The 19,814-nt window shown below is 62.9% G+C and carries 18 protein-coding genes; 5 read left to right on the top strand and 13 right to left on the bottom strand.

Translation table 11 applies throughout. The features are described 5' to 3' along the window. The first annotated feature begins 15 nt into the window (after nucleotides 1-15). Complete coding sequence (gene mnmA / locus M3484_RS01780; RefSeq protein ID WP_249495499.1) at nucleotides 16-1,155, top strand: tRNA 2-thiouridine(34) synthase MnmA; 1,140 nt, start codon at nucleotides 16-18, stop codon at nucleotides 1,153-1,155. A 122-nt stretch (nucleotides 1,156-1,277) separates the two neighbouring features. Here the strand turns inward: mnmA and lpxB are convergent, their stop codons facing one another. From lpxB to pyrH, 13 genes are all read right to left on the bottom strand, one after another. Next, a complete protein-coding gene (gene lpxB / locus M3484_RS01775; protein ID WP_249495498.1) occupies nucleotides 1,278-2,444 on the bottom strand; it encodes a lipid-A-disaccharide synthase in 1,167 nt (388 codons plus the stop codon). Continuing rightward, nucleotides 2,441-3,262 (bottom strand): LpxI family protein, encoded by an 822-nt coding sequence (locus M3484_RS01770; RefSeq protein WP_249495497.1) that lies wholly within the window; start codon nucleotides 3,260-3,262, stop codon nucleotides 2,441-2,443. Before M3484_RS01770 ends, lpxB begins: the two co-directional genes overlap by 4 nt. After that, nucleotides 3,259-4,065, bottom strand: a complete 807-nt coding sequence (lpxA, locus tag M3484_RS01765; RefSeq protein ID WP_092897669.1) for an acyl-ACP--UDP-N-acetylglucosamine O-acyltransferase — start codon at nucleotides 4,063-4,065, stop codon at nucleotides 3,259-3,261. Before lpxA ends, M3484_RS01770 begins: the two co-directional genes overlap by 4 nt. 3 nt (nucleotides 4,066-4,068) lie before the next feature. Further along, on the bottom strand, nucleotides 4,069-4,542 hold the full coding sequence (gene fabZ, locus M3484_RS01760; protein ID WP_092901673.1) for a 3-hydroxyacyl-ACP dehydratase FabZ: 474 nt from the start codon (nucleotides 4,540-4,542) through the stop codon (nucleotides 4,069-4,071). A gap of 160 nt (nucleotides 4,543-4,702) precedes the next feature. After that, nucleotides 4,703-5,452: an OmpH/Skp family outer membrane protein gene (locus M3484_RS01755; RefSeq protein ID WP_249495496.1), complete on the bottom strand. Its 750-nt coding sequence runs from the start codon at nucleotides 5,450-5,452 to the stop codon at nucleotides 4,703-4,705. A 1-nt stretch (nucleotide 5,453) separates the two neighbouring features. After that, nucleotides 5,454-7,850, bottom strand: a complete 2,397-nt coding sequence (gene bamA / locus M3484_RS01750; protein WP_249495495.1) for an outer membrane protein assembly factor BamA — start codon at nucleotides 7,848-7,850, stop codon at nucleotides 5,454-5,456. Between the two features lie 392 nt (nucleotides 7,851-8,242). Next, the gene (locus tag M3484_RS01745; RefSeq protein WP_249495494.1) at nucleotides 8,243-8,407 is read right to left on the bottom strand and encodes a hypothetical protein; all 165 of its coding nucleotides are present in this window, start codon (nucleotides 8,405-8,407) and stop codon (nucleotides 8,243-8,245) included. Between the two features lie 113 nt (nucleotides 8,408-8,520). Further along, entirely contained in the window at nucleotides 8,521-9,852 is a 1,332-nt protein-coding gene (rseP, locus tag M3484_RS01740; protein ID WP_249495493.1) for an RIP metalloprotease RseP, read from the bottom strand. A 72-nt stretch (nucleotides 9,853-9,924) separates the two neighbouring features. After that, the gene (gene dxr / locus M3484_RS01735) at nucleotides 9,925-11,106 is read right to left on the bottom strand and encodes a 1-deoxy-D-xylulose-5-phosphate reductoisomerase (protein WP_249495492.1); all 1,182 of its coding nucleotides are present in this window, start codon (nucleotides 11,104-11,106) and stop codon (nucleotides 9,925-9,927) included. Between the two features lie 4 nt (nucleotides 11,107-11,110). Further along, on the bottom strand, nucleotides 11,111-11,962 hold the full coding sequence (locus M3484_RS01730; RefSeq protein ID WP_249495491.1) for a phosphatidate cytidylyltransferase: 852 nt from the start codon (nucleotides 11,960-11,962) through the stop codon (nucleotides 11,111-11,113). After that, nucleotides 11,959-12,786, bottom strand: coding sequence for a polyprenyl diphosphate synthase (gene uppS / locus M3484_RS01725; protein ID WP_249495490.1), 828 nt, complete (start codon nucleotides 12,784-12,786; stop codon nucleotides 11,959-11,961). Before uppS ends, M3484_RS01730 begins: the two co-directional genes overlap by 4 nt. A 20-nt stretch (nucleotides 12,787-12,806) precedes the next feature. Then, nucleotides 12,807-13,376: a ribosome recycling factor gene (gene frr, locus M3484_RS01720; RefSeq protein ID WP_092897683.1), complete on the bottom strand. Its 570-nt coding sequence runs from the start codon at nucleotides 13,374-13,376 to the stop codon at nucleotides 12,807-12,809. Nucleotides 13,377-13,727: 351 nt separating this feature from the next. Next, nucleotides 13,728-14,486 (bottom strand): UMP kinase, encoded by a 759-nt coding sequence (gene pyrH, locus M3484_RS01715; RefSeq protein WP_092897685.1) that lies wholly within the window; start codon nucleotides 14,484-14,486, stop codon nucleotides 13,728-13,730. A 217-nt stretch (nucleotides 14,487-14,703) separates the two neighbouring features. On the opposite strand from pyrH, the gene miaA reads away from it, so the two are divergent. The 4 genes from miaA to M3484_RS01695 all read left to right on the top strand — a co-directional run bounded on the left by miaA (nucleotide 14,704) and on the right by M3484_RS01695 (nucleotide 19,810). Then, a complete protein-coding gene (miaA, locus tag M3484_RS01710; protein WP_249495489.1) occupies nucleotides 14,704-15,534 on the top strand; it encodes a tRNA (adenosine(37)-N6)-dimethylallyltransferase MiaA in 831 nt (276 codons plus the stop codon). Nucleotides 15,535-15,713: 179 nt separating this feature from the next. Next, nucleotides 15,714-16,511 carry an AraC family transcriptional regulator gene (locus tag M3484_RS01705; RefSeq protein WP_092897689.1) on the top strand — a complete coding sequence of 266 codons (798 nt, stop codon included), beginning with the start codon at nucleotides 15,714-15,716 and terminating at the stop codon, nucleotides 16,509-16,511. Nucleotides 16,512-16,950: 439 nt separating this feature from the next. After that, nucleotides 16,951-18,624, top strand: coding sequence for an ABC transporter substrate-binding protein (locus M3484_RS01700; protein ID WP_249495488.1), 1,674 nt, complete (start codon nucleotides 16,951-16,953; stop codon nucleotides 18,622-18,624). Between the two features lie 100 nt (nucleotides 18,625-18,724). Next, complete coding sequence (locus M3484_RS01695) at nucleotides 18,725-19,810, top strand: ABC transporter permease (protein ID WP_249495487.1); 1,086 nt, start codon at nucleotides 18,725-18,727, stop codon at nucleotides 19,808-19,810. Nucleotides 19,811-19,814: the final 4 nt, after the last annotated feature.

The following is a 19,814-nucleotide window of genomic DNA, read 5'->3' as shown; positions in this document are numbered from 1 at the left end:
ATCGGCGACCCTCCCATGCCCTTTGATACCAGGCTCAACTCGCTCGGCTTTGACCGGGCCCCGCAAGATACACGTGTTGTCGTTGCCATGTCTGGCGGCGTCGACAGTTCGGTCGTGGCGGCGATGCTCAAGGAAGAGGGCTATGATGTCGTCGGCGTCACGCTGCAGCTTTATGATCACGGGGCGGCGCTGGCGAAAAAGGGCGCCTGCTGTGCGGGGCGTGACATCCATGACGCGCGGCGCGTGGCCGAGACCATGGGCTTTCCGCATTATGTGCTGGATTACGAGAACACCTTTCGCGAGGCGGTGATCGAGGAATTCGCCGAGGCCTATCTGGCCGGCGCGACCCCCGTCCCCTGTATCCGCTGCAATGAGAGGGTGAAGTTCAAGGACCTGCTCGCCACCGCGAAGGAGCTGGACGCCGATTGTATGGCGACCGGCCATTACATCCAGCGCAAACTGGGCGGCGCCGGGCCAGAACTGCATTCAGCCGCCGATCCGAACCGCGATCAGAGCTATTTCCTCTTTTCGACCACGCCGGACCAGCTTTCTTACCTGCGCTTTCCGCTGGGCCATCTGCAATCCAAAGCTGAGACCCGGGCACTGGCGACAAAATATGGTCTGCCGGTGGCCGACAAGCCCGACAGCCAGGACATCTGTTTTGTCCCGAATGGCAATTATGCCAGCGTGATCGAGAAACTGCGGCCCGATGCCGCCTCACCCGGTGAGATCGTCGATCTCGCAGGCAGGGTATTGGGCGAGCATCGTGGCGTGATCCATTACACGATCGGTCAGCGCAAGGGGCTGGGGATCGGGGGGCTCGGCGAGCCGCTTTATGTGGTGAAACTCGATGCCGAAAACCGCCGGGTCGTGGTCGGGCCAAAAGAGGCGCTCTCGACCCGGGTGATCCCGGTGCGGGAAATCAACTGGCTGGGCGATGCGCCCTTTCAGAGCCAGCCGGAATGGCACGTGCTGACCAGGGTGCGTTCGACCCGTGCGCCGCGCCCGGCAATCATCCGGCCGATCTCAGCAACAGAAGCCGAAGTGGAACTGATCGAACCGGAAGATGGCGTCAGCCCCGGCCAGGCCTGCGTGTTCTACGCGAATGAGGGCAGCCGCATCTATGGCGGCGGCTGGATCTGGCGCGGGCGTTAAACAGAGAGGGGGCGCTGCCCCCTCGGCTCCTGAAGGAGCCTCACCCCCGGGATATTTAGAGACAGATGAAAGAGGCTGACATTTTCATCTGTCCTTAAATATCCCCGCCGGAGGCATGCGCGTCAGCGCAGTTTCGCGGTATCAACCTGCAAAAAGGTCAGAACAGAGTGCGCGGCGCGCAGCCCGGGGGCTTCGCCGCCACGGCCAAGGCGCTCCATGGTCAGGCGCATTGCCGCCTCCTGCCCTTTCGATTTTCCGGAAAGAAGTGCGGTCAGCGCCGGGATGAGCTTTGGCGGCCGGCAATCGCGGCCGATGAATTCCGGCACTGTCCGGGTCTCGGAGACGAGATTGACGAGGGTCACGGTATCGATCCGGATCATCCGCCGCATCAGCCAGAGCGTTAGCGGCGCCATGTCATAGGCGATCACCATCGGGCAATCCTGTGCCGCCAGTTCCAGGCTGACCGTGCCGGACGCGGCCAGTGCAGCATCGGCGGCGGCGAAGGCAGCAGTGCGGGTTGCGATATCTGGGGATTTCAGGATGACCGGCGCAGCGGCCCAGCCTGCAACCGCCTCTGACACGACCGGCATCAGATGGCTCGGCGTTGGCAGGATCACCCTCAGGCCAGGGCAAGACGCGGCCAGACCGGCAACCGTTTCGCCAAATGGCGGCAAAAGCCGGCTGACCTCGCCCCGGCGCGATCCGGGCAGCACGGTAAGTAAGGGTGCATCGGGGGCAATGCCATGCGCGGCGCGGAAGGCCTCTGCCTCGGCCGGACCGGCCACAGGCTCAGAGACCACCGGATGGCCCACGAAATCGCAGCTCATCCCGGCGGCTTCCATATAGGGCGGCTCAAACGGCAAAAGCGCCAGCACATGGTCGATCACCCCCGCCATCTTAGCGGCGCGGCCCGGGCGCCAGGCCCAGACCGAGGGGGCGACATAATGAATCGTCGGAATTTCCGGCGCGGCCTCTTTGACAATCCGCGCCACGCGCAGGCAAAAATCCGGGCTGTCGATGGTGATCAGGGCCGCCGGCTGCTCAGCCAGCACCAGGTCAGCGCATTGGCGGATCCGCCGCTTGAGATGGAAATATTTCGGCAATATCTCGGCAATGCCCATGACCGAGAGCTCTTCCATCGGAAAGGCGCTTTCCAGCCCCTCGGCCTGCATGGCCGGGCCGCCAACCCCTTCGAAGCGCGCCTCAGGCACCAGCGCCTTCAGCCCTGCCATCAGCGCGGCCCCGAGCCGGTCGCCCGAGGGCTCTCCGGCAATCAGGATGAATTTCACGAAGGTTCTCCGGGCTGACGCGCCCAGAGGAAGAGCCCCGCGTCACGCGCAGCGGCCTGCATTGCCGGCAGATCGAGGCAGATCACGCCACCTGCCTCCCAGACGATGCCACCCAGACCGGCCTGCGCCACCTGGGCCACGGTGACCGGCCCAAGCGCCGGCAGATCGATACGCCGGTCCTGCAGCGGTTTCGGCGCCTTATACAGCAACCCACGTCCGCGCGGGGCCTCGGGTCGCAGCCCGGCCGGCAGGGCAGCCACGCCAGCCAGCATCGCATCGGTCCCTGCGAGCGTCTCGGTTGCAAGGCAGAGCCCCTGTTGCACGACACAGCCCTGGCCGACATCGACCCGGCCAAGCGCCTCGGCAATCAGCGCAGCGCGGGCCGCATCCTGACGGTCGCGGGGCTGAACCTCGCCGGCATAAAACGCGGCTTGCGGCACCAGGGCGGGCGCAAGATCGGAGGCGCCGATCACCGAAAACCCGTCTTCCTCGAAGAGTGCGATCACCTCGCGCAAAGTCGCGTCATCGCCCTGGGCCAGTGAGGCCATCAGACGCGGCACGATACCGGCGGTGATCGGGTCAAACAGCGCCGGATCGAGCCGCGGGCGCTGCACCGCACCGGCGAAACAGACGGCGGTGACCCCCGCCTCATGCAAGGCGGCAAAAAACGGGTAGAGCCGTTCGATCCGGAAGGTCAGATCGGGCACCAGCCCTTCGGGGGGAAAGCCATCCAGCGCGGCCACAAAGGGGCGCATGGGCGCAGCCTGCGCCAGCGCGGCAGGGAGTGCACCACGCCCGGCAATGATCGCGACGCTCATTTCGCGCCTTTCGGCGTCAGGAACGACCGGTCGCTGGCCGAGAGGATGAACTCGCTGATCTCGCGCACATGGACGGCGTCGAAATCCTCCGCGAGACGCTCGGCGCGGTCATGGAAGGTGCCCTCGCCCTGGGCCAGCATCTGGAAGGCGGCGCGCAGCTGGGTGATTTCGGCCCGGGTGACCCCACGTCGTTTCAGCCCGACAAGGTTCAGCCCGTCCAGCTCGCCACGCGGGGCCTGGACGAGGCCATAGGGGATCACGTCATTGGTGACCATGGTGACCGCGCCGATGATCGCGCCGCGCCCGATGCGGACAAACTGATGGATGCCGGACAGGCCGCCGATCACCACATCATCGCCGATATGGCAATGGCCCGCTATGGCGACATTATTCGCCATCACCACCCGATTTCCGACAATCGCGTCATGGCCGATATGAACCCCGGTCATCAGCAGGCAATCATCGCCGACGCGTGTCACCCCGCCACCGCCTTCGGTGCCGGTGTTCAGCGTGGCGCCTTCGCGGATGCGGCAACGGGCGCCGACCTCCAGACGGGTGCGCTCGCCCCTGAATTTCAGATCCTGCGGCACTTCGCCTACGCTCGCGAAGGGCCAGATCGTGGTCTCTTCGCCGATATCAGTCCAGCCGGTGACGACGGCATGCGATTTCAACTCGACCCCGCGTTGCAGCGTAACCTCGGGGCCGACCACGCAAAACGGGCCGATAAAACAATCCGGGCCAATCACGGCGCCGTCGTCGATCACGGCGGAAGGGTGGATGACGGCGGTACCGTGAATGGACATGGATCAGGCCTTTGGCAGGTCGAACATTGCGGTGAATTCAGCCTCGCAGGCCAGTTCACCATCGACCGTGGCGCGGCCCGAGAATTTCCAGACCTTGCCGCCGCCACGCAGCGCTTTCACATGCAGTTCCAGCACGTCGCCGGGCACCACTTTGCGGCGGAATTTCACACCATCAACGCCCATGAAGAACACTTTCGCATTCTTGTCGACGAGATCCATCGAGAGCCCCACCAGCACGCCGGAGGTCTGTGCCATCGCCTCGATGATCATCACACCGGGGAAAATCGGCATACCCGGGAAATGGCCGGTGAATTGCGGCTCGTTATAGGTGACGCATTTCACACCAACGCAGGATTCGTTGATCACCACATCGCGGACCTTGTCGATCAGCAAAAACGGGTAACGATGCGGGATAATCCTCTGGATCAGATCCAGATCGGCATTGGTGACGGCCCTGGCTTCCGTATTGGCATCCATCTGGCGCATCCTCCTCCTGTCACATAGGGCTGAAATCCGCAGCGGTTTCGCGCGGTTTTCCGACTGCTACCAAGTTGATAGCTGCGGGGCAAGTTCCGGCGAACAGCACCGGCGAAGAGCGCCGAAACCACCCGCGCCGGTTCGGCTGCGGGCGCGGCGTTCACGGTGCAGGCGCAGGTGTTCCGGTTGCGGGATCCTGAACCGGCGCAGGCACGGGGTCTGCACCGCCCTCTGTGCCCTGCCCATCGCCCTTCCCATCCGCAGGCGCGGCTTCGGGCGCCGGCAGACGCTGATCCATCAGGGCAATCGCACGCTGCGTCACATCCGCCGAGGAACGCGAGAGAATCAGAACATCATCGCCAATGATCGCCACTGCGCCATATTCATCCAGCAATTCGGCCATCAGCGGCACCGAGAGATCGACAAAAACCTTGCGATCCTCGTCCAGCTTGCGGTTGATCGCGCGCACTTTCGCATCCTGCGACTGGCGGAACTCCTCGACCTTGGTGTCGAAATCGCGCGCCAGAACCGAGAAGGCCTCCGGCGTCATCCCGGCGCGTTTCCCCGTCAGATCACGCTCTTCCTGTTCCAGCGCGGCCTCGATGGCGCGGTTCTCGGCGCTGACTTCGGCGGCCGCCTGTTCCGCAGCTTGCGTTGCAGCCCTCCCCCAGGCGGATTTCTCGAAAAGCTCCGCCTGGTTGAGGGTCAAAAGTGCGAAAGTCTCGCGCTTGCCTGAGGCGTCCGCACCTGAGCCGCCCGTTGCAGCGTCGCCCGCAGCCGCAGCGGGGGCAGTTTCTGCCCCCTGGGGGGCCGCAGGGACTTCGGCGTCCTGCGCAAAAGCTGCGCCAGCGCAGACCGGCAGCAGTGCCAGACCCGCCAGCATCATCCCCCGGAGCGCAGGCGCCGCCATCTCAGAACTTGGTCGAAACGGTCAGGTCGAAGGACTGCGTTTTATCGTAGTCTTCCTTCTTGAGCGCCTTGGCAAAGTTGAAGCGCAGTGGCCCCACCGGCGTATCCCAGAGAACCGAGACACCGACAGCGACACGCGGCTTGAAACTGTCATCGATGGTCCCGGCAAGGCCGGCTTTGTCCGTAAGGCTCCAGACCGAGCCGATATCGAGGAAGGCAGCGCCCATGATGCCGTATTCTTCGGGCAGGCCGACCGGGAATTCCGATTCGAACCGCGCCACGGCAAAGACGTTGCCGCCGAGCGCATCTTCGAGATCGGTGCCGTCACGCGGGCCGATCCCGTTGGGTTCAAAGCCGCGCATCTTGCCGCGCAGGAAGAAGCGGTCGGTCACGCGGGTGCCGGTATCGCCAAGATCCTGGAGATGCCCTGCTTCGAAGATCGCGCGAATCGTGACTTCCTCATTCCAGATCTTCTGTTCGCCCATGGCGAAAAGCGATGTGGTGAGGAATTTGGTATCGCCGCCAAGCCCGCCGATATCCTGGCCAAAGCGGAACAACAGGCCGCGCGTCGGATCAAGCCCGGTGATGCGGCTGTCATATTCATAGGTATAGCCGATGGACGACGAGGTCAGCGCACCGCGGCTGACTTCATCCTTCAGGATCGGCGACCGCAGCGAGATCGGCGTCGGCGGCACGGTGCTGTTATCGTATTCATCCGCATCGAGATCGAAGATATCGTCCCGGCTGAGCCGATAGCGCAGGCTGAGGCGCGATTGTTCACCCAGCGGGAAGCCAAGCGCGAGCGAGAACCCGGCGCTGCGGGTGTTGTAGAGCGCATAATCCGAATCGGTTGTGCGATAGAACAACCCGAAGGAAAGGCTCAGATCCCGGCCGAACAGTGCAGGTTCGGTAAAGGAGAAACTCGAGCTTTGATTGTCCGAAGTGGTTGCGACGCTGGCCGCGATCGACTGGCCACGGCCAAGGAAGTTCGATTCCGAAAAGTTGACCGAGATCCCTGCCCCGGATTCAACCGAATAGCTCAGACCAAAGCCGAGCGAGCCGGTCGGCTGTTCATCGACATCGACATTCACGACCACCTGATCCGGGGCCGAGCCCGGTTCAGCATTCACCCGCGCATCCGAGAAGAAGCCGAGCGCGCGGATCCGTTCCGCCGATTGCCGGATCTCGCGCGCGTTGAAGGGGTCGCCTTCAACGCTGCGGAACTGCCGTCGGACGACTTCGTCCAGCGTGGTGGCATTGCCTTCAATATCGATACGTTCAACGAAAATCTTCTCGCCGCGCACCACCGCGAATTCGATATTGACGCGCTGATTGCGGTCATCACGGGTGATACGGGGTTCGACGCGGACGAAATTCAGCCCCTTCTTCAGGGCGAGATTTTCCATCCGGGCGATATTGTTGTCGATCAGCGCCGGGCTCCAGGTCTGGCCTGCCCGGATCTTCTGCACCGCCGCGAAATCGTCGGCAGCAACGCCTTCGACCTCGGACACGGTAGAGATCGCGCCGATGGAATATTGCTGGCCTTCCCGGATGGTGAAGGTCACGAAGCTTGCATCGCGTTCGCGCGAGACTTCGGCCGAGGCGTCAAGCACCTGGAAATCGATATAGCCGCGCGAACGGTAGAATTCGGTCAAAAGCTGTTTGTCGACGTCGATCCGTTCCGAGACATAGGTGTCGCGCTGGATGATCTGGCGCAAAAGCCCCGCCTGTTTGGTCTGCAGGACCTGGCGCAGCCGGCGGTCCGAGAAGGCGCGGTTCCCGACAAAGGAAAGCTGCTCGATCTCGACGACTTTGCCCTCGGTGATCTCGAACACCAGATCGACCCGGTTGCCATCGCGACGGATGACCTTGGGGTTGACGGTCGCAGCAATACGGCCCCGCTGGCGGTAGACTTCGGCCAGGGTCGCCGCATCGGCTTCGGCGGTCGAGGGAGAAAAGACGTGACGCGATTGCGATTTCACCAGTTTGGCGAGGTCGTCATCCTTGATGCGCCTGTTGCCCTCGAAGCTGATCACATTGATGAAGGGATATTCCTTCACTTTGATCACGAGCGTATTGCCCTGGGGGACGATCTCTACCGTCTCAAAAAGGCCCGAGCCATTGATCCGCTGATAGGCGTCATTCAGCGCCCCGGCCGAAACCTCCTGGCCACGGCTGATTCCCGCATAAGACAGGATGGTAGAGGCATCGACGCGCTCATTGCCTTCGACCTTCACCGCTGAAAAGGCGAAAACCTGGGCGAAGGCGGGCTTGAGCCAAACCGGCGTCGAGGCCACCGATCCGAGCAAAACCGCAGTCACAAGCGTGACCCCGGCAACCCTCTTGCGGCCACCGGCAATACCACCGGCGCGCTGCTGTTTCCGGATCGAGCTTTTCACCATGACCTGCCACGCGCTCCGCAGTACAATTTTCCCTGTGTCTGACTAACGACAAAGCTGGCCCTTGTCAAAAGCCTGCGGTCCTTGTGGATAAGTCTGGCAGATATAGTATGTCACCCTGCTGATCGCCGCATACGAGACAGGCGACACAAGCGCGGCACAACCCGAAGGAAGCTGCGGCCAGGGCGAATGCACCGATATGCCGTGAAATCAGCAGAAATACGCGCCCGGACCGGGGGCTTCCCGCCACGTACCCCGCGGCCTGATAGCCGAAAAAGCGAAAACCCGGCACGAATGAGCCGGGTTCGGGTTGTTTCTCACAGGTGTCACAAAACCACAGCGCGGTCAGCAAGCGGCGGAAACCTGCCTGGCGCGGACCACGTTACGACGCCTCAGGGCGTGATGTGCACGGGCGCCGAGTAATATCCCAGAATGGCGGAGCCAAGAAATGCCCCCGCAAGAAGACCGGCCACAATCGTTCCCATGGTGAAAATCCGGTCGAAATTGATCCTGGCAAGCAGGACAAGACCCGGGAAAGTGCGTTCAACCAGCTGCATAGCATCACCTCTTGTTAGGCAGAGGGATAGGCCGTGAATCTGGCGAGACTAAGGCGCAAACCGCGCAAGATCCGGCGGTGCCGGGAAAACCGCCCCGGCCACCGCCGTCAACGTCAGACGCAGGTGACGTCATTCCACAGCGCAAAGGCCATCAGCGACAGAAGCAGCGTCAGCCCCACCGTCATCAGAACCCGCAGCGCCCCGTCCGAGGGCGGCTTGCCCGTCACGGCCTCAAAAGCGTGGAACACGAGATGGCCGCCATCCAGCACCGGAATCGGAAGAAGGTTCAGGATCCCGACCCCCAGTGACAGCACCGCGAGCATGCTCAGGAAGCCCATGGTCCCGGTTTTCGCCGCATCTCCCATGGTTTCGGCCATGCCGATCACGCCCGACATATTGCAGGTCGAAATCTGCCCGACGATCATATGCCACAGGCCCGAGAAGGTGGTGGTGGTCATATTCCACATCGCACTGGCGGCGGTTGTGACTGCCTCCCAGACGCCGGCCGGGCGGCTCGCGGGTTCAAAAGTCATGCCGGAAAAGGCACCGAGCAGCCAGCGGGTCTCGAAACCGCCGCCATCAGCCGCCGCACGTGGCACATCGCGCGAACGCGGCGTCAGCTCCAGATCGAAAGTACGGCCATCGCGCCAGACCGTCAGCGGCAGGGTGCGGCCATTCGAGCCGCGCACGATATCCGCCAGATCCTCAAACGCGTTGATATCCTTGCCATCGGCCCTGACCACCACATCGCCCGCCTGTAGACCAGCATCAATCGCGGCCGATTTCACCTGCACGCCGCCCATCAGGCCGGGCTGCGGATGCGGCGCCATCAGCGTCAGTTCCTGACCGTCCCGCTCGACGCGGAACTCCACTTCGGCGTCGCGCGGCAAGGCCCGCATCGCCTCGCCAAAGCTCTTATTGTCCGGCGTAGCCCGCCCGCCAAGCGCGAGAATGACATCGCCCTCCTGCAGCGTCTGCACCCCGGGCACCGGCACCAGCTTGCCCACGCTGGGCCGGTCCAGCGCTATGCCGTTGAACAACACCGTGCCCAACAGGATCGCGAAGGTCAGAATGAAATTGGCCACCGGCCCGGCCAGCACGGTCGAGGCCCGCGCCCAGAGCGGCGCCCCCGCCATCGTATGGCGGCGTTCAGACGCGCTCAGCCCCGAAGGCACCTCGGACCGGACAGAGGCCGCATCGGCATCACCGAGGAATTTCACATAGCCGCCAAAGGGAATCGCCGCGACCTGCCAGCGCGTGCCGCGCTTATCCAGCCGCGACAGCAGCACCGGCCCGAAGCCCAGTGAGAAGACTTCGGCATGAATCCCCGACCAGCGTCCGATGATGTAATGGCCATATTCATGGATCGCCACGATGATCGAAAGTGCGACAATGAAGAAGACGACCGACCAGGCGGCCCCCGTGAGCAATCCGAGGATATCCATAAATCAGCCGTTCCTTATGCCTGTTCGTCTGCTTTTAGTCTGTTTGTCTGCTTTTTTTTCAGACCGCGTCTTTCAGACCGCGCGCGCGGGGTCAGCCGCGATCTCTGCCGCGCGGATCCTTGCGAGATGGTCCATCGCGAGCACATCCTCAAGAGAGCCTGCGTCTTTGTGAAGGCCGGAATCTGACGAAAGCCTGGTCAAGGTCGCCTCGACCAGCCGCGCCATATCCATGAACCCGATCTTATCCGCGAGGAAAAGATCCAGCGCGATCTCTTTCGCGGCATTGAAGGCGGCACCGGCAAGGCCGCGCACCTCCATCACCTCACGCGCCAGCCGCAGGGCCGGGAAACGGGTCTCATCGGGGGCTTCGAAACTCAGCTTCGCCAGTTTCGCAAGATCAAGCCGCGCCACCGGCAGCGCCGCACGCTCAGGCCAGTTCAGCGCATAGCCGATCGGGTGGCGCATATCCGGCACGCCCAGATGCGCCATCACCGCGCCATCCTGAAAGCCGACCATCGAATGGATGATGCTTTCACGGTGGATGATCACCTCGACCTGATCGGGCCTGACGCCGAACAGCTCGCGCGCCTCGATCACCTCAAGCGCCTTGTTGAACATCGAAGCGGAATCGATGGTGATCCGCTGCCCCATCGACCAGTTTGGATGCGCCAGCGCCTCGGCCACCGTGGCGGTCTCCAGCCGCGCCAGCGGCCAGTCGCGCAAAGCGCCCCCCGAAGCGGTCAGGATGATACGGTCAATCGTATCGGGTTCTTCTCCGGCAAGTGCCTGAAAAATCGCGGAATGCTCGCTGTCGACCGGCAGGATATGGCCGCCGGTCTCGCGCATCCGCCGCATCATCAGCGGGCCGGCGGCGACCAGGCTTTCCTTATTCGCAAGCGCCAGCGTGGCACCGGCCTCAAGTGCGGCAAGGCCCGGAATAAGCCCCGCCGCGCCGATGATCGCATTCAGCGTGAGACTGACGGGGCGTGCGGCGGCCTCGCGGATCGCCTCACGCCCGGCGGCGATAGCAATCCCGCTGCCCGCAAGTGCATCGCGCAGATCCCGCAGCAGCACGGGTTCGGATGTCACCACGATTTCAGGCCGGAGCGCCCGCGCCTGTTCGGCCAGAAGCGCGATATTGCGCCCGCCGGTCAGGGCGGTGACGGCAAAGGTGCCCTCAGCGGCTCGGGATACGAGGTCAATAGTCTGGGTGCCGACCGAGCCGGTCGCGCCAAGGATGGATATCTTGCGCAAGGCCTTACTCCGTCACAGTGAGCGGCAGGTTGGCCGCCAGGGGCGCGAGATCGCCGGCAACGGGCAGGAAATGCAGCCCGAGATTGAGGATCACCGCCAGAACCGCGGCAAAAGCCAGCGCATCGAAGCGGTCCAGGAGACCACCATGGCCCGGGATCAGGTTCGAGGCATCCTTGACCCCTGCCCGCCGCTTGATCGCCGATTCCGCGATATCGCCCAGCTGGCCCGCGAAAGCGATCAGAGGCGAGACCCACAGGACGGCCGCGCCAAAGCCGGCATAATGCCAGAAGGCAAAGCCCACCAGGGCCGCCCCGATCCAGCCCGCCGCCGTACCGGACCAGGTCTTTTTCGGGCTGATCTTCGGCCAGAATTTCGGCCCGCCGAGGATACGCCCCGCGAAATAGCCCAGCACATCCGAGGCCACCACCACCGAAATAAGCCAGGCAATCGCGACCACCCCATGCGTGTCGCTGCGCAGAATGATCAGCGCCATCGCCGTCACCACGATCACCAGCGCATAGGGGCCGAAGGCCAGAATGTCGCGGCGCGGCGTCAGCACCCCGATCAGCGAGGGCAGCAGCAGAATGGGCAATGCCCAGGGCAGCGTGATCCCCATGATCAGCACCACCGCCGTGAGCCCCCCGAGCAGGATCGAGGCATCAAACCCCTGCCCGCGCGTCATCCGCGCCAGTTCCCACATCATCAGCGCCGAAGAGAGCACCGCAAGCGCGAGAAACCAGATCCCGCCAAGCCAGATTGCAACCCCTCCGACCGCCAGCATGACAATGGCCGAAAGGATACGCGGCGCCAGATCACCCCATCTTGCCGATTTTTCGCCTGCGGATTTTGCGGTCATGGTTTTGTTCCGCCGAACCGGCGCTCCCGATTGCCGAAACGTGAAAGAATCGAGGCCAGTTCCTCCGGCGTGAAATCGGGCCAGAGTGTTTCGGTAAATTCATATTCCGAATAAGCCGCCTGCCAGACGAGAAAATTCGAGGTGCGGGTCTCGCCCGAGGTGCGGATCACCAGATCCGGATCGGGCACGTCGCCAGTGTCGAGCGCATGTGAAAACGCGGCATCGGTCAGGTCTGCGGGGTTGAACCGCCCCTCGGCCGCCTCGGTCGCGATCCGGCGCGCGGCGCGGAGGATCTCGTCCCGGCCACCGTAATTGATCGCAACGATCAGGTTCAGTCGCGTGAGATGCGCGGTCTTGGCCTCGATCCCCGCCATAAGGCGTTGCAGCTTTGGCGCCAGACGCGAGCGGTCCCCGATAAAGCGCAACCGCACGCCTTCGCGTGCCAGGGCTGCGGCCTCGCGCTGGATGAAATGCGCGAAAATCCCCATCAGACCAAGGACTTCCTCGGTCGATCGTTTCCAGTTTTCTGTCGAGAATGCGTAAAGCGTCAGCCAGCGCAGCCCCATATCCGGCGCGGCGCGGACGATTTCACGCACCCGTTCCGCGCCCCTCCGATGCCCGACCAGTCGCGGCCAGCCGCGATTGGTCGCCCAGCGGCCATTGCCGTCCATGATGATCGCCACATGGCGCGCCGCCCCCGCACCTGCCTGCGCCTGATGCACCTGCGCGGCCGCATCAGGGCCGGATATGGCGGTGCCAGATCCGGAACTGCCAGATCCCGAAATGCGGGGCCCTGCGGCATCGGGGGTTTTAGCGGCGACCATGCGCGGCTCCTCCCGAAGGATCAGACCTGCATGATCTCTGCCTGTTTGGTCTCAAGCGTCTGATCAATCAGCTTGATATGCTTGTCGGTCAGCTCCTGGACCTCTTCTTCCCAGAATTTCTGGTCGTCTTCCGAGAGCGAGTTCTTCGTCTTGGCTTTCTTGATCTGATCCATCCCGTCACGGCGCAGGTTGCGGATCGCAACTTTGGCATGTTCGGCATAGGAGCCGGCGACTTTGGTCAGTTCGCGGCGGCGTTCCTCGTTCAGCTCGGGGATCGGCAGCATAATGATCGGGCCATTGGTCTGCGGATTGATGCCCAGACCGGATTCGCGGATCGCCTTTTCCACCTTGTTGATCATGCCCTTGTCCCAGACGTTGATCGTGACCATCCGCGGCTCGGGGACGTTGACGGTGCCAAGCTGGTTGATCGGCGTCATCTGGCCGTAAGCATCCACCATGATCGGCTCCAGCATCGCGCCGGAGGCACGGCCGGTACGCAGGCTGGCAAATTCGACCCGCAGAGAGGCAATCGCCCCTTCCATGCGGCGAACAAGATCATCGGTGTCGAGCATGAACTCTTCGTTCGACATCTGGCATATTCCTCAGGCTGGCCCGCGAGAGATGCGGGGAAATCTGGTTTCCTATAGGACAAAGATGGCCCGCGGTATAGAAGCTTGTGGCATGGAATGCCGCCCCCGACCGGGACCTGCGCGGAAATTCCCTTAGCGCCGGCATGGCGCGGGCGGTTTCTCTGCGCCCTTGCTCCTCATGCCCCGCGGCCTGTCCCGACATGATGCGACGGCGCAGCAGGCCGACAGGCAGTGCACCGGTCGCGGCGGCGCTGAAACCCTGCGTCAGCAGGCCCGGAAACGGGCGGTCCCTGACATTCACGTCGGAATAAAAGGACCGCCCCGGGTAATTCTGGCGACGACTGAGATATCTCAGCCCTTTGCATTCACCAGGGTATAGGTGCCCTCGCCTGCGAGGATGGTGCGGAATCCACCCGGCTCATCAAGCGAGAAGACGATGATCGGAAGATCGTTGTCGCGCGCCAGCGCGATGGCGGTCGCATCCATCACGCCGAGATGCTTTTCAAGCGCCTCGTCATAAGAGACGGTCTCGTAGCGTTTGGCATCCTCGTGTTTTTTCGGGTCTTTGTCATAGACGCCATCGACCTTGGTGCCCTTGAACACTGCCTCGCAGCCCATTTCATTGGCCCGCAAAGTCGCAGCCGTGTCGGTGGTGAAATAGGGGTTTCCGGTGCCGGCGGCAAAGATGCAGACGCGTTTCTTTTCCAGGTGGCGGACGGCGCGGCGGCGGATATAGGGCTCGCAGACCTGGTCCATCGGAATGGCCGAAATCACCCGGGTGAAGACACCGATCTGTTCGAGCGCCGATTGCATCGCGAGCGCGTTCATCACCGTGGCGAGCATGCCCATGTAATCGGCGGTGGTGCGTTCCATCCCCTGCGCCGAACCGGCAAGGCCGCGGAAGATATTGCCGCCGCCGATCACCATACAGATCTCGACGCCAAGCTCCTGCACCGCTTTGACTTCCTGGGCGATACGCGCAACCGTGGGCGGATTGAGGCCGAAGCCCTGGTCGCCCATCAGCGCCTCCCCCGAGATTTTGAGCATCACGCGAGAATATTTCACCGCCGAGGCCGTGACTGGCCCTGGCTTTGTGCTTGCGCTGGACATGGGAATCCCCTGGTCTTGTTCTGATTTTGAAGTTGCGCGCAAAATGGTCCAAAAGCGGGCCGGGATCAACCGGGGTTGCGGCGGATCCGCACAGGCGCGAAAGAGAGCGCGAAAGGGGGCGTGGCCCCCATCCCGGCAAAGCCGGGATTGACCCGGAATACCTGGATCAAAAGGACATTCAATGCCGGATCTCTCTGCAATTTCAAGGGAGCTGCCTGTGCTGATCGCCGGACCGACGGCGAGCGGAAAATCGGCGCTGGCGCTGGAACTGGCGGCGCGGGACGGGCGTGCGGTGGTGAATGCCGATGCGCTTCAGGTCTATGAATGCTGGCGGGTCGTGTCGGCGCGGCCCTCTCTGGCCGAGGAGGCGGCGGCGCCGCATCTGCTTTATGGTCATATCGGGCGCGATGCGGAATATTCGGTTGGCCACTGGCTGCGGGAGATCACGGCTTTGCTGTCGCGCCCGGTGGTGATCGTCGGCGGGACCGGGCTGTATTTCATGGCGCTGACGGAAGGTCTGGCCGGGGTGCCACCGGTGCCGCCCGCGATACGGGCCGAGGCGGACCGGCTGCGGCTGGAGGATTATCCCGCGATGCTGGCGGGGCTCGACCCCGAGACCGCCGCGCGGATCGACCTGCGCAACCCCGCCCGCGTGCAGCGCGCCTGGGAGGTCTTGCAGGCGTCGGGGCGCGGGCTGGCTTTCTGGCAGGCGCAGACGGGCCCCGCGCTTTTGCCACGCGCGCGCAGCGAGGCCATCGTGATCCAGCCGGAAACCGACTGGCTGAACCGCCGCATCGACCTGCGTTTCGACCAGATGATCGGGATCGGAGCGCTGGAGGAAGCGCGCGCCGCGCTGCCGCACTGGGATCCGGCACGCCCCTGGGCCAGGGCGATCGGGGCACCGGAACTGGTCGCCTATCTGCGTGGCGAAACCAGCCTGGACGATGCGATCACGGCAGCGAAAATCGCCAGCCATCAATATGCAAAACGTCAGCGCACCTGGTTTCGCAACCGGATGCGCGACTGGCAGGGGCTGGCCCTGCCCTGAGGCGCGCCCTGCCCTTTCCGACTGCTGCGGCTTTGCCGGTGGCCTGCGGAAATCCACAAATTTACCCCCAGCTTTCCGCAAGCTCTGTGGATAACTTATCTGAAATACAATCTTTTTGGTTTCATTTTTGCAGTCGTGCCGCTTACCTTTCGGCCATCGGCAGAAAAGATAAGAAGACTATGCAAGACTTTACCGCGATTTCAAACCTCCGGGTCCTCGCCATTCCACGCCTTGCCGCCGCCGGCCGCTGGCGTGTGGAGGCGATGCGATCTCTGTCGGAATCCTGCCTTTTGTGGTTCACCAAAGGCCAGGGCCGTATCACGGTCCAGGGGCAGACGCGCGGCTACACCGCACATAATGTGGTTTTCATCCCGCCGGGTGTTATGCATGGCTTTGATGCCGGCCCTTCGGTTTTCGGCACGGCGGTCTTTTTCGGGCGTAATTGCGGGCTGCCATTGCCCGCATCGCCGCAGCATCTGCGGATCCGCGAAGTCCATGCGCAGCAGGAAATCAACGTCTTGCTTGATTCGATTTCGCGCGAGATGAGTTCGGATGTGCCGGCCCATGATCGTGCCACCGGCCATTATCTGGGGCTTCTCGGGGTCTGGCTGGAGCGCCAGGCTGCCCGGGCCGAGCCGGAAACCACCCGTCCCGATGCCAGCCGCCGGCTTGCCGCGCGCTATTCCAGCCTGCTGGAACGGGAATACCGCTCTGGTCTTGGTGTTGCGGATTTTGCGGCAAAGCTGAATGTCACGCCCACTCATCTGTCGCGTTGCTGCAAACAGTCCTGCGGCAAACCGGCCTCGGTTCTGTTGCAGGACCGCCGTATCTTCGAGGCGCAGCGTCTTCTGAGCGAGACGAAGATCCCGGTGGGCCATATCGCAGCCAGCCTTGGCTTTGCCTCGCCGGCCTATTTCACCCGCGCCTTCCACCATATGACCGGCAAGTCGCCGACGGCATTCCGCCGCGCTGGCTGAGCCGGGGGCCAGAGGCCGGCAAGGCGCATCAACACGTTCAGCCGGCCCGCCTGGCCCATGCGCCTTGCGGGGCCTGCTGCCGGGCCCGCGACTGCCGGGCACCGGCGGCTGAACCTGCAAAGCGTCGTTAACATTTCCTTAGTCCCGATATCGCAAAAGCCCTGCGACTGGTCTGTCAAAAGCATTGACGCGAAAGCGGAAAACATGCGCAATGGACGGACCAGGGAATGAAGCTGGCGGAACAAATCCGGCCCGCAACGCAGATCCCGCCATCCTGTTTCGCGGCGCAGTTCCTGCGTGGCCAGGCAGTTCCGGCCGTTCCGGCATAAGCCCGGACAGGCTCTGGAAGGGCACTGCAGCCGGGAGAGAACAGCACGTCCCGGACCTCGTTTGCGCGACGCTTTCCGCCTCGCGTCCGAGCCTGACAGGGAGATGATGAATGACCCGGAATACCGATACCGATACCGATACCGATACCGATACCGATACCCGTCTGCACCCCGCCGCAACAATGTATGCCGAAGAGCATCGCGCGGGCCAGCTCAGCCGCCGTGAATTCCTGACCCGTACCACCGCGCTTGGCGTGGCGGCACCGGTCGCCTGGGGGCTGCTGGGGCTGGACGCCCCGGCCTATGCCGAAGGCACGCCGACGCCCGGCGGCACTTTGCGCATGTCGATGGAGCTGAAAGCGCTGAAAGACCCGCGCACCTCTGACTGGAGCCAGATCGCCAATTTCATGCGCGGCTGGCTGGAATATCTGGTCGAGTACAACAATGACGGCTCGATCCGCGGCATGTTGCTGGAAAGCTGGGAGGCCAATGACGATGCGACCGAATATACCCTGAAGGTGCGTCAGGGCGTGAAATGGTCGAATGGTGACGATTTCACCGCCGAAGACGTGGCGCATAACTTCGCACGCTGGTGCGATGGTTCGGTCGAAGGCAATTCGATGGCGGCGCGCTGTGTCGGTCTGCGGGACGGCAGCGAGGGCGGCAAGATGCGCGACGGTGCGGTCACCGTGGTCGATGTCTCGACCGTGAAACTGGTGCTGAGCGCCCCCGATATCGCCCTGATCGCGGCATTGGCCGATTATCCCGGCATGGTCGTTCATAAAAGCTATGAGAATGGTGATCCGACCCAGACACCGGGAACCGGACCGTTCAAATATGATAATTTTGAAACCGGCGTGCGCGCCTCGCTGGTGAAATCGGATCAGCCCTGGTGGGGGACCGAAGTTTATGGCGGGCCCTGGCTGGACCGGATTGAATATTACGATCTCGGCACCGACCCGGCGGCCGAGGTTGCGGCAGCAGGCTCGGGCGAGATTGATGCGACATATCAGTCAGTTGGCGAGTTCATTGAAGTGCTCGACGCGATGGGCTGGGACAAATCCGAAGCGGTGACCTCTGCGACGCTGGCGGTCCGGTTCAACCAGCTGGCCGAGGAATATAAGGATGTCAGGACCCGCACCGGCCTGATCAAATGCGTCGACAATGCCGTGGTGCTTGAACTGGGCTATTCCGGCCTTGGCACGGTTGCCGAAAATCACCATGTCTGCCCGATCCATCCGGAATATTTCCAGCTGCCGCCGGTGGTGACCGATCCGGCCGCCGGCAAGGCGCTGGTCACTGAGGCCGGTTATGGTGATTTCGAATTCGAACTGATCTCGCTTGATGACGCCTGGCAGGCTGCAACCTGCGACGCCATCGCAGCCCAGATCCGCGATGCCGGTCTCAAGATCAAACGGACCGTGTTGCCGGGTTCGACCTTCTGGAATGACTGGACCAAATATCCTTTCTCGGCCACCGAATGGAATATGCGTCCGCTTGGCGTCCAGGTTCTGTCAGTCGCCTATCGCAGCGGCGAGGCCTGGAACGAATCCGCCTTTTCGAATGCGGAGTTCGATGCTGAACTTGGCAAGGCCCTGGCGATCAACGACGCGGCCGAGCGCAGCAAGGTCATGAAACGGGTCGAGGAAATCATGCAGGAGCAGGGCGTGCTCGTGCAATCCTACTGGCGCTCGCTCTATCGCCATACCGATCCGAAGGTGAAGGATTGCGGCATCCACGCAACCTTTGAACACCATCATTACAAGTGGTGGATCGCCGCCTGATGCGGTTCCCGGGGCAGCACCGCCCTGCCCCGTTTCCGCCCCGCCCCTGGGCCTTCAGCCAACAAGCCGCCGCCTTCCCTGACCCGGAAGAGGAGAAGCCATGTTCGCCTTTGTCCTGCGCCGTATCGGCGTGATGTTCCTGACTGTCCTTGCGCTGACCTTTATTGTCTTCTGGCTGACCAATTTGCCGCCCAATCTGGAAAAGCTTGCGAAATCCGAGGCTTCAGTGCGGATGAGCGATGCAGAAGTCGCAAGCTGGCTCAACCGCAACGGCTATGGCGCCCCGACGCTGCATCGCTACGGGCAATGGCTTGGCGTCATGCCAGGCTGGACGCGCGAAGAAGATGGCCGCTTTACCGGCCGCTGCATCACCGGGACGGTGGCGACCCTTGACGATATCCCGGCCCGCTGCGGCATTCTCCAGGGGCAATGGGGCTTTTCCACCGTGTTCAAACAGCCGGTGGCCGATGTGATCAGACGCGCGCTGTCGATGACCTCCTGGCTGATGCTCTGGGTGATGATCGTGATGGTGCCGACCGCGCTGACCCTTGGCGTGCTCTCGGGCATGCGCGAAGGGTCCTGGACCGACCGCATCCTTTCGGGCTTTGCCATCGTAACCACGGCAACGCCGGAATATGTCTCGGGCGTGATTTTCATCGTGGTCTTTGCCTCGGCCACGGTTGGCATCTCGCCGGTGCTGGCCGAGATGGGCTGGATCGAGGGCAAGACGCTTTTCCAGGGCACCGCCACCAGCGCCATGGATAAGATCACCTTCTGGAATTTTGCGCTGCCCGTCATGACCATCGCGCTTTACGGCATCGGTTACATCGCCCGCATGACCCGCGCCTCGATGACCGAGGTGATGAGCCAGCAATATATCCGCACCGCGCGCCTCAAGGGCGTCAGCTTTGCCCAGGTAGTCATGAAACACGCGCTGAGAAACGCGCTGATCGCACCTTTCACGGTGATCATGCTGCAATTCCCCTGGCTGCTGAATGGCGTGGTGATTGTCGAAACCCTGTTCAATTACAAAGGCTTCGGCTGGACACTCGTGCAGGCGGCCGGGAACAATGACATCCCGCTCCTGCTCGGCTGTTCCGTTGTCGCGGTGATCGTCGTGCTGATCACGCAGCTGATCTCGGATATCGGCTATGTCTTCCTCAACCCCCGCATCCGGCTGAGCTGAGGAG

The organism is Pseudomonas sp. GX19020, assembly GCF_023371075.1.
Lineage (GTDB): Bacteria > Pseudomonadota > Alphaproteobacteria > Rhodobacterales > Rhodobacteraceae > Pseudogemmobacter.
The sequence above is the reverse complement of the archived record's forward strand: the minus strand, read 5'-3'. Positions and strand labels throughout refer to the sequence as shown.

What these genes read in the sequence shown, in the direction of transcription:
- M3484_RS01745 (WP_249495494.1), bottom strand. Translation starts at nt 8,407, where the DNA reads ATGCAGCTGGTTGAACGCACTTTCCCGGGTCTTGTCCTGCTTGCCAGG.
- M3484_RS01705 (WP_092897689.1), top strand. Translation starts at nt 15,714, where the DNA reads ATGCAAGACTTTACCGCGATTTCAAACCTCCGGGTCCTCGCCATTCCA.
- M3484_RS01700 (WP_249495488.1), top strand. Translation starts at nt 16,951, where the DNA reads ATGACCCGGAATACCGATACCGATACCGATACCGATACCGATACCGAT.
- M3484_RS01730 (WP_249495491.1), bottom strand. Translation starts at nt 11,962, where the DNA reads ATGACCGCAAAATCCGCAGGCGAAAAATCGGCAAGATGGGGTGATCTG.
- frr (WP_092897683.1), bottom strand. Translation starts at nt 13,376, where the DNA reads ATGTCGAACGAAGAGTTCATGCTCGACACCGATGATCTTGTTCGCCGC.
- M3484_RS01755 (WP_249495496.1), bottom strand. Translation starts at nt 5,452, where the DNA reads ATGGCGGCGCCTGCGCTCCGGGGGATGATGCTGGCGGGTCTGGCACTG.
- lpxA (WP_092897669.1), bottom strand. Translation starts at nt 4,065, where the DNA reads ATGTCCATTCACGGTACCGCCGTCATCCACCCTTCCGCCGTGATCGAC.
- mnmA (WP_249495499.1), top strand. Translation starts at nt 16, where the DNA reads ATGCCCTTTGATACCAGGCTCAACTCGCTCGGCTTTGACCGGGCCCCG.
- fabZ (WP_092901673.1), bottom strand. Translation starts at nt 4,542, where the DNA reads ATGGATGCCAATACGGAAGCCAGGGCCGTCACCAATGCCGATCTGGAT.
- uppS (WP_249495490.1), bottom strand. Translation starts at nt 12,786, where the DNA reads ATGGTCGCCGCTAAAACCCCCGATGCCGCAGGGCCCCGCATTTCGGGA.
- rseP (WP_249495493.1), bottom strand. Translation starts at nt 9,852, where the DNA reads ATGGATATCCTCGGATTGCTCACGGGGGCCGCCTGGTCGGTCGTCTTC.
- M3484_RS01695 (WP_249495487.1), top strand. Translation starts at nt 18,725, where the DNA reads ATGTTCGCCTTTGTCCTGCGCCGTATCGGCGTGATGTTCCTGACTGTC.
- M3484_RS01770 (WP_249495497.1), bottom strand. Translation starts at nt 3,262, where the DNA reads ATGAGCGTCGCGATCATTGCCGGGCGTGGTGCACTCCCTGCCGCGCTG.
- pyrH (WP_092897685.1), bottom strand. Translation starts at nt 14,486, where the DNA reads ATGTCCAGCGCAAGCACAAAGCCAGGGCCAGTCACGGCCTCGGCGGTG.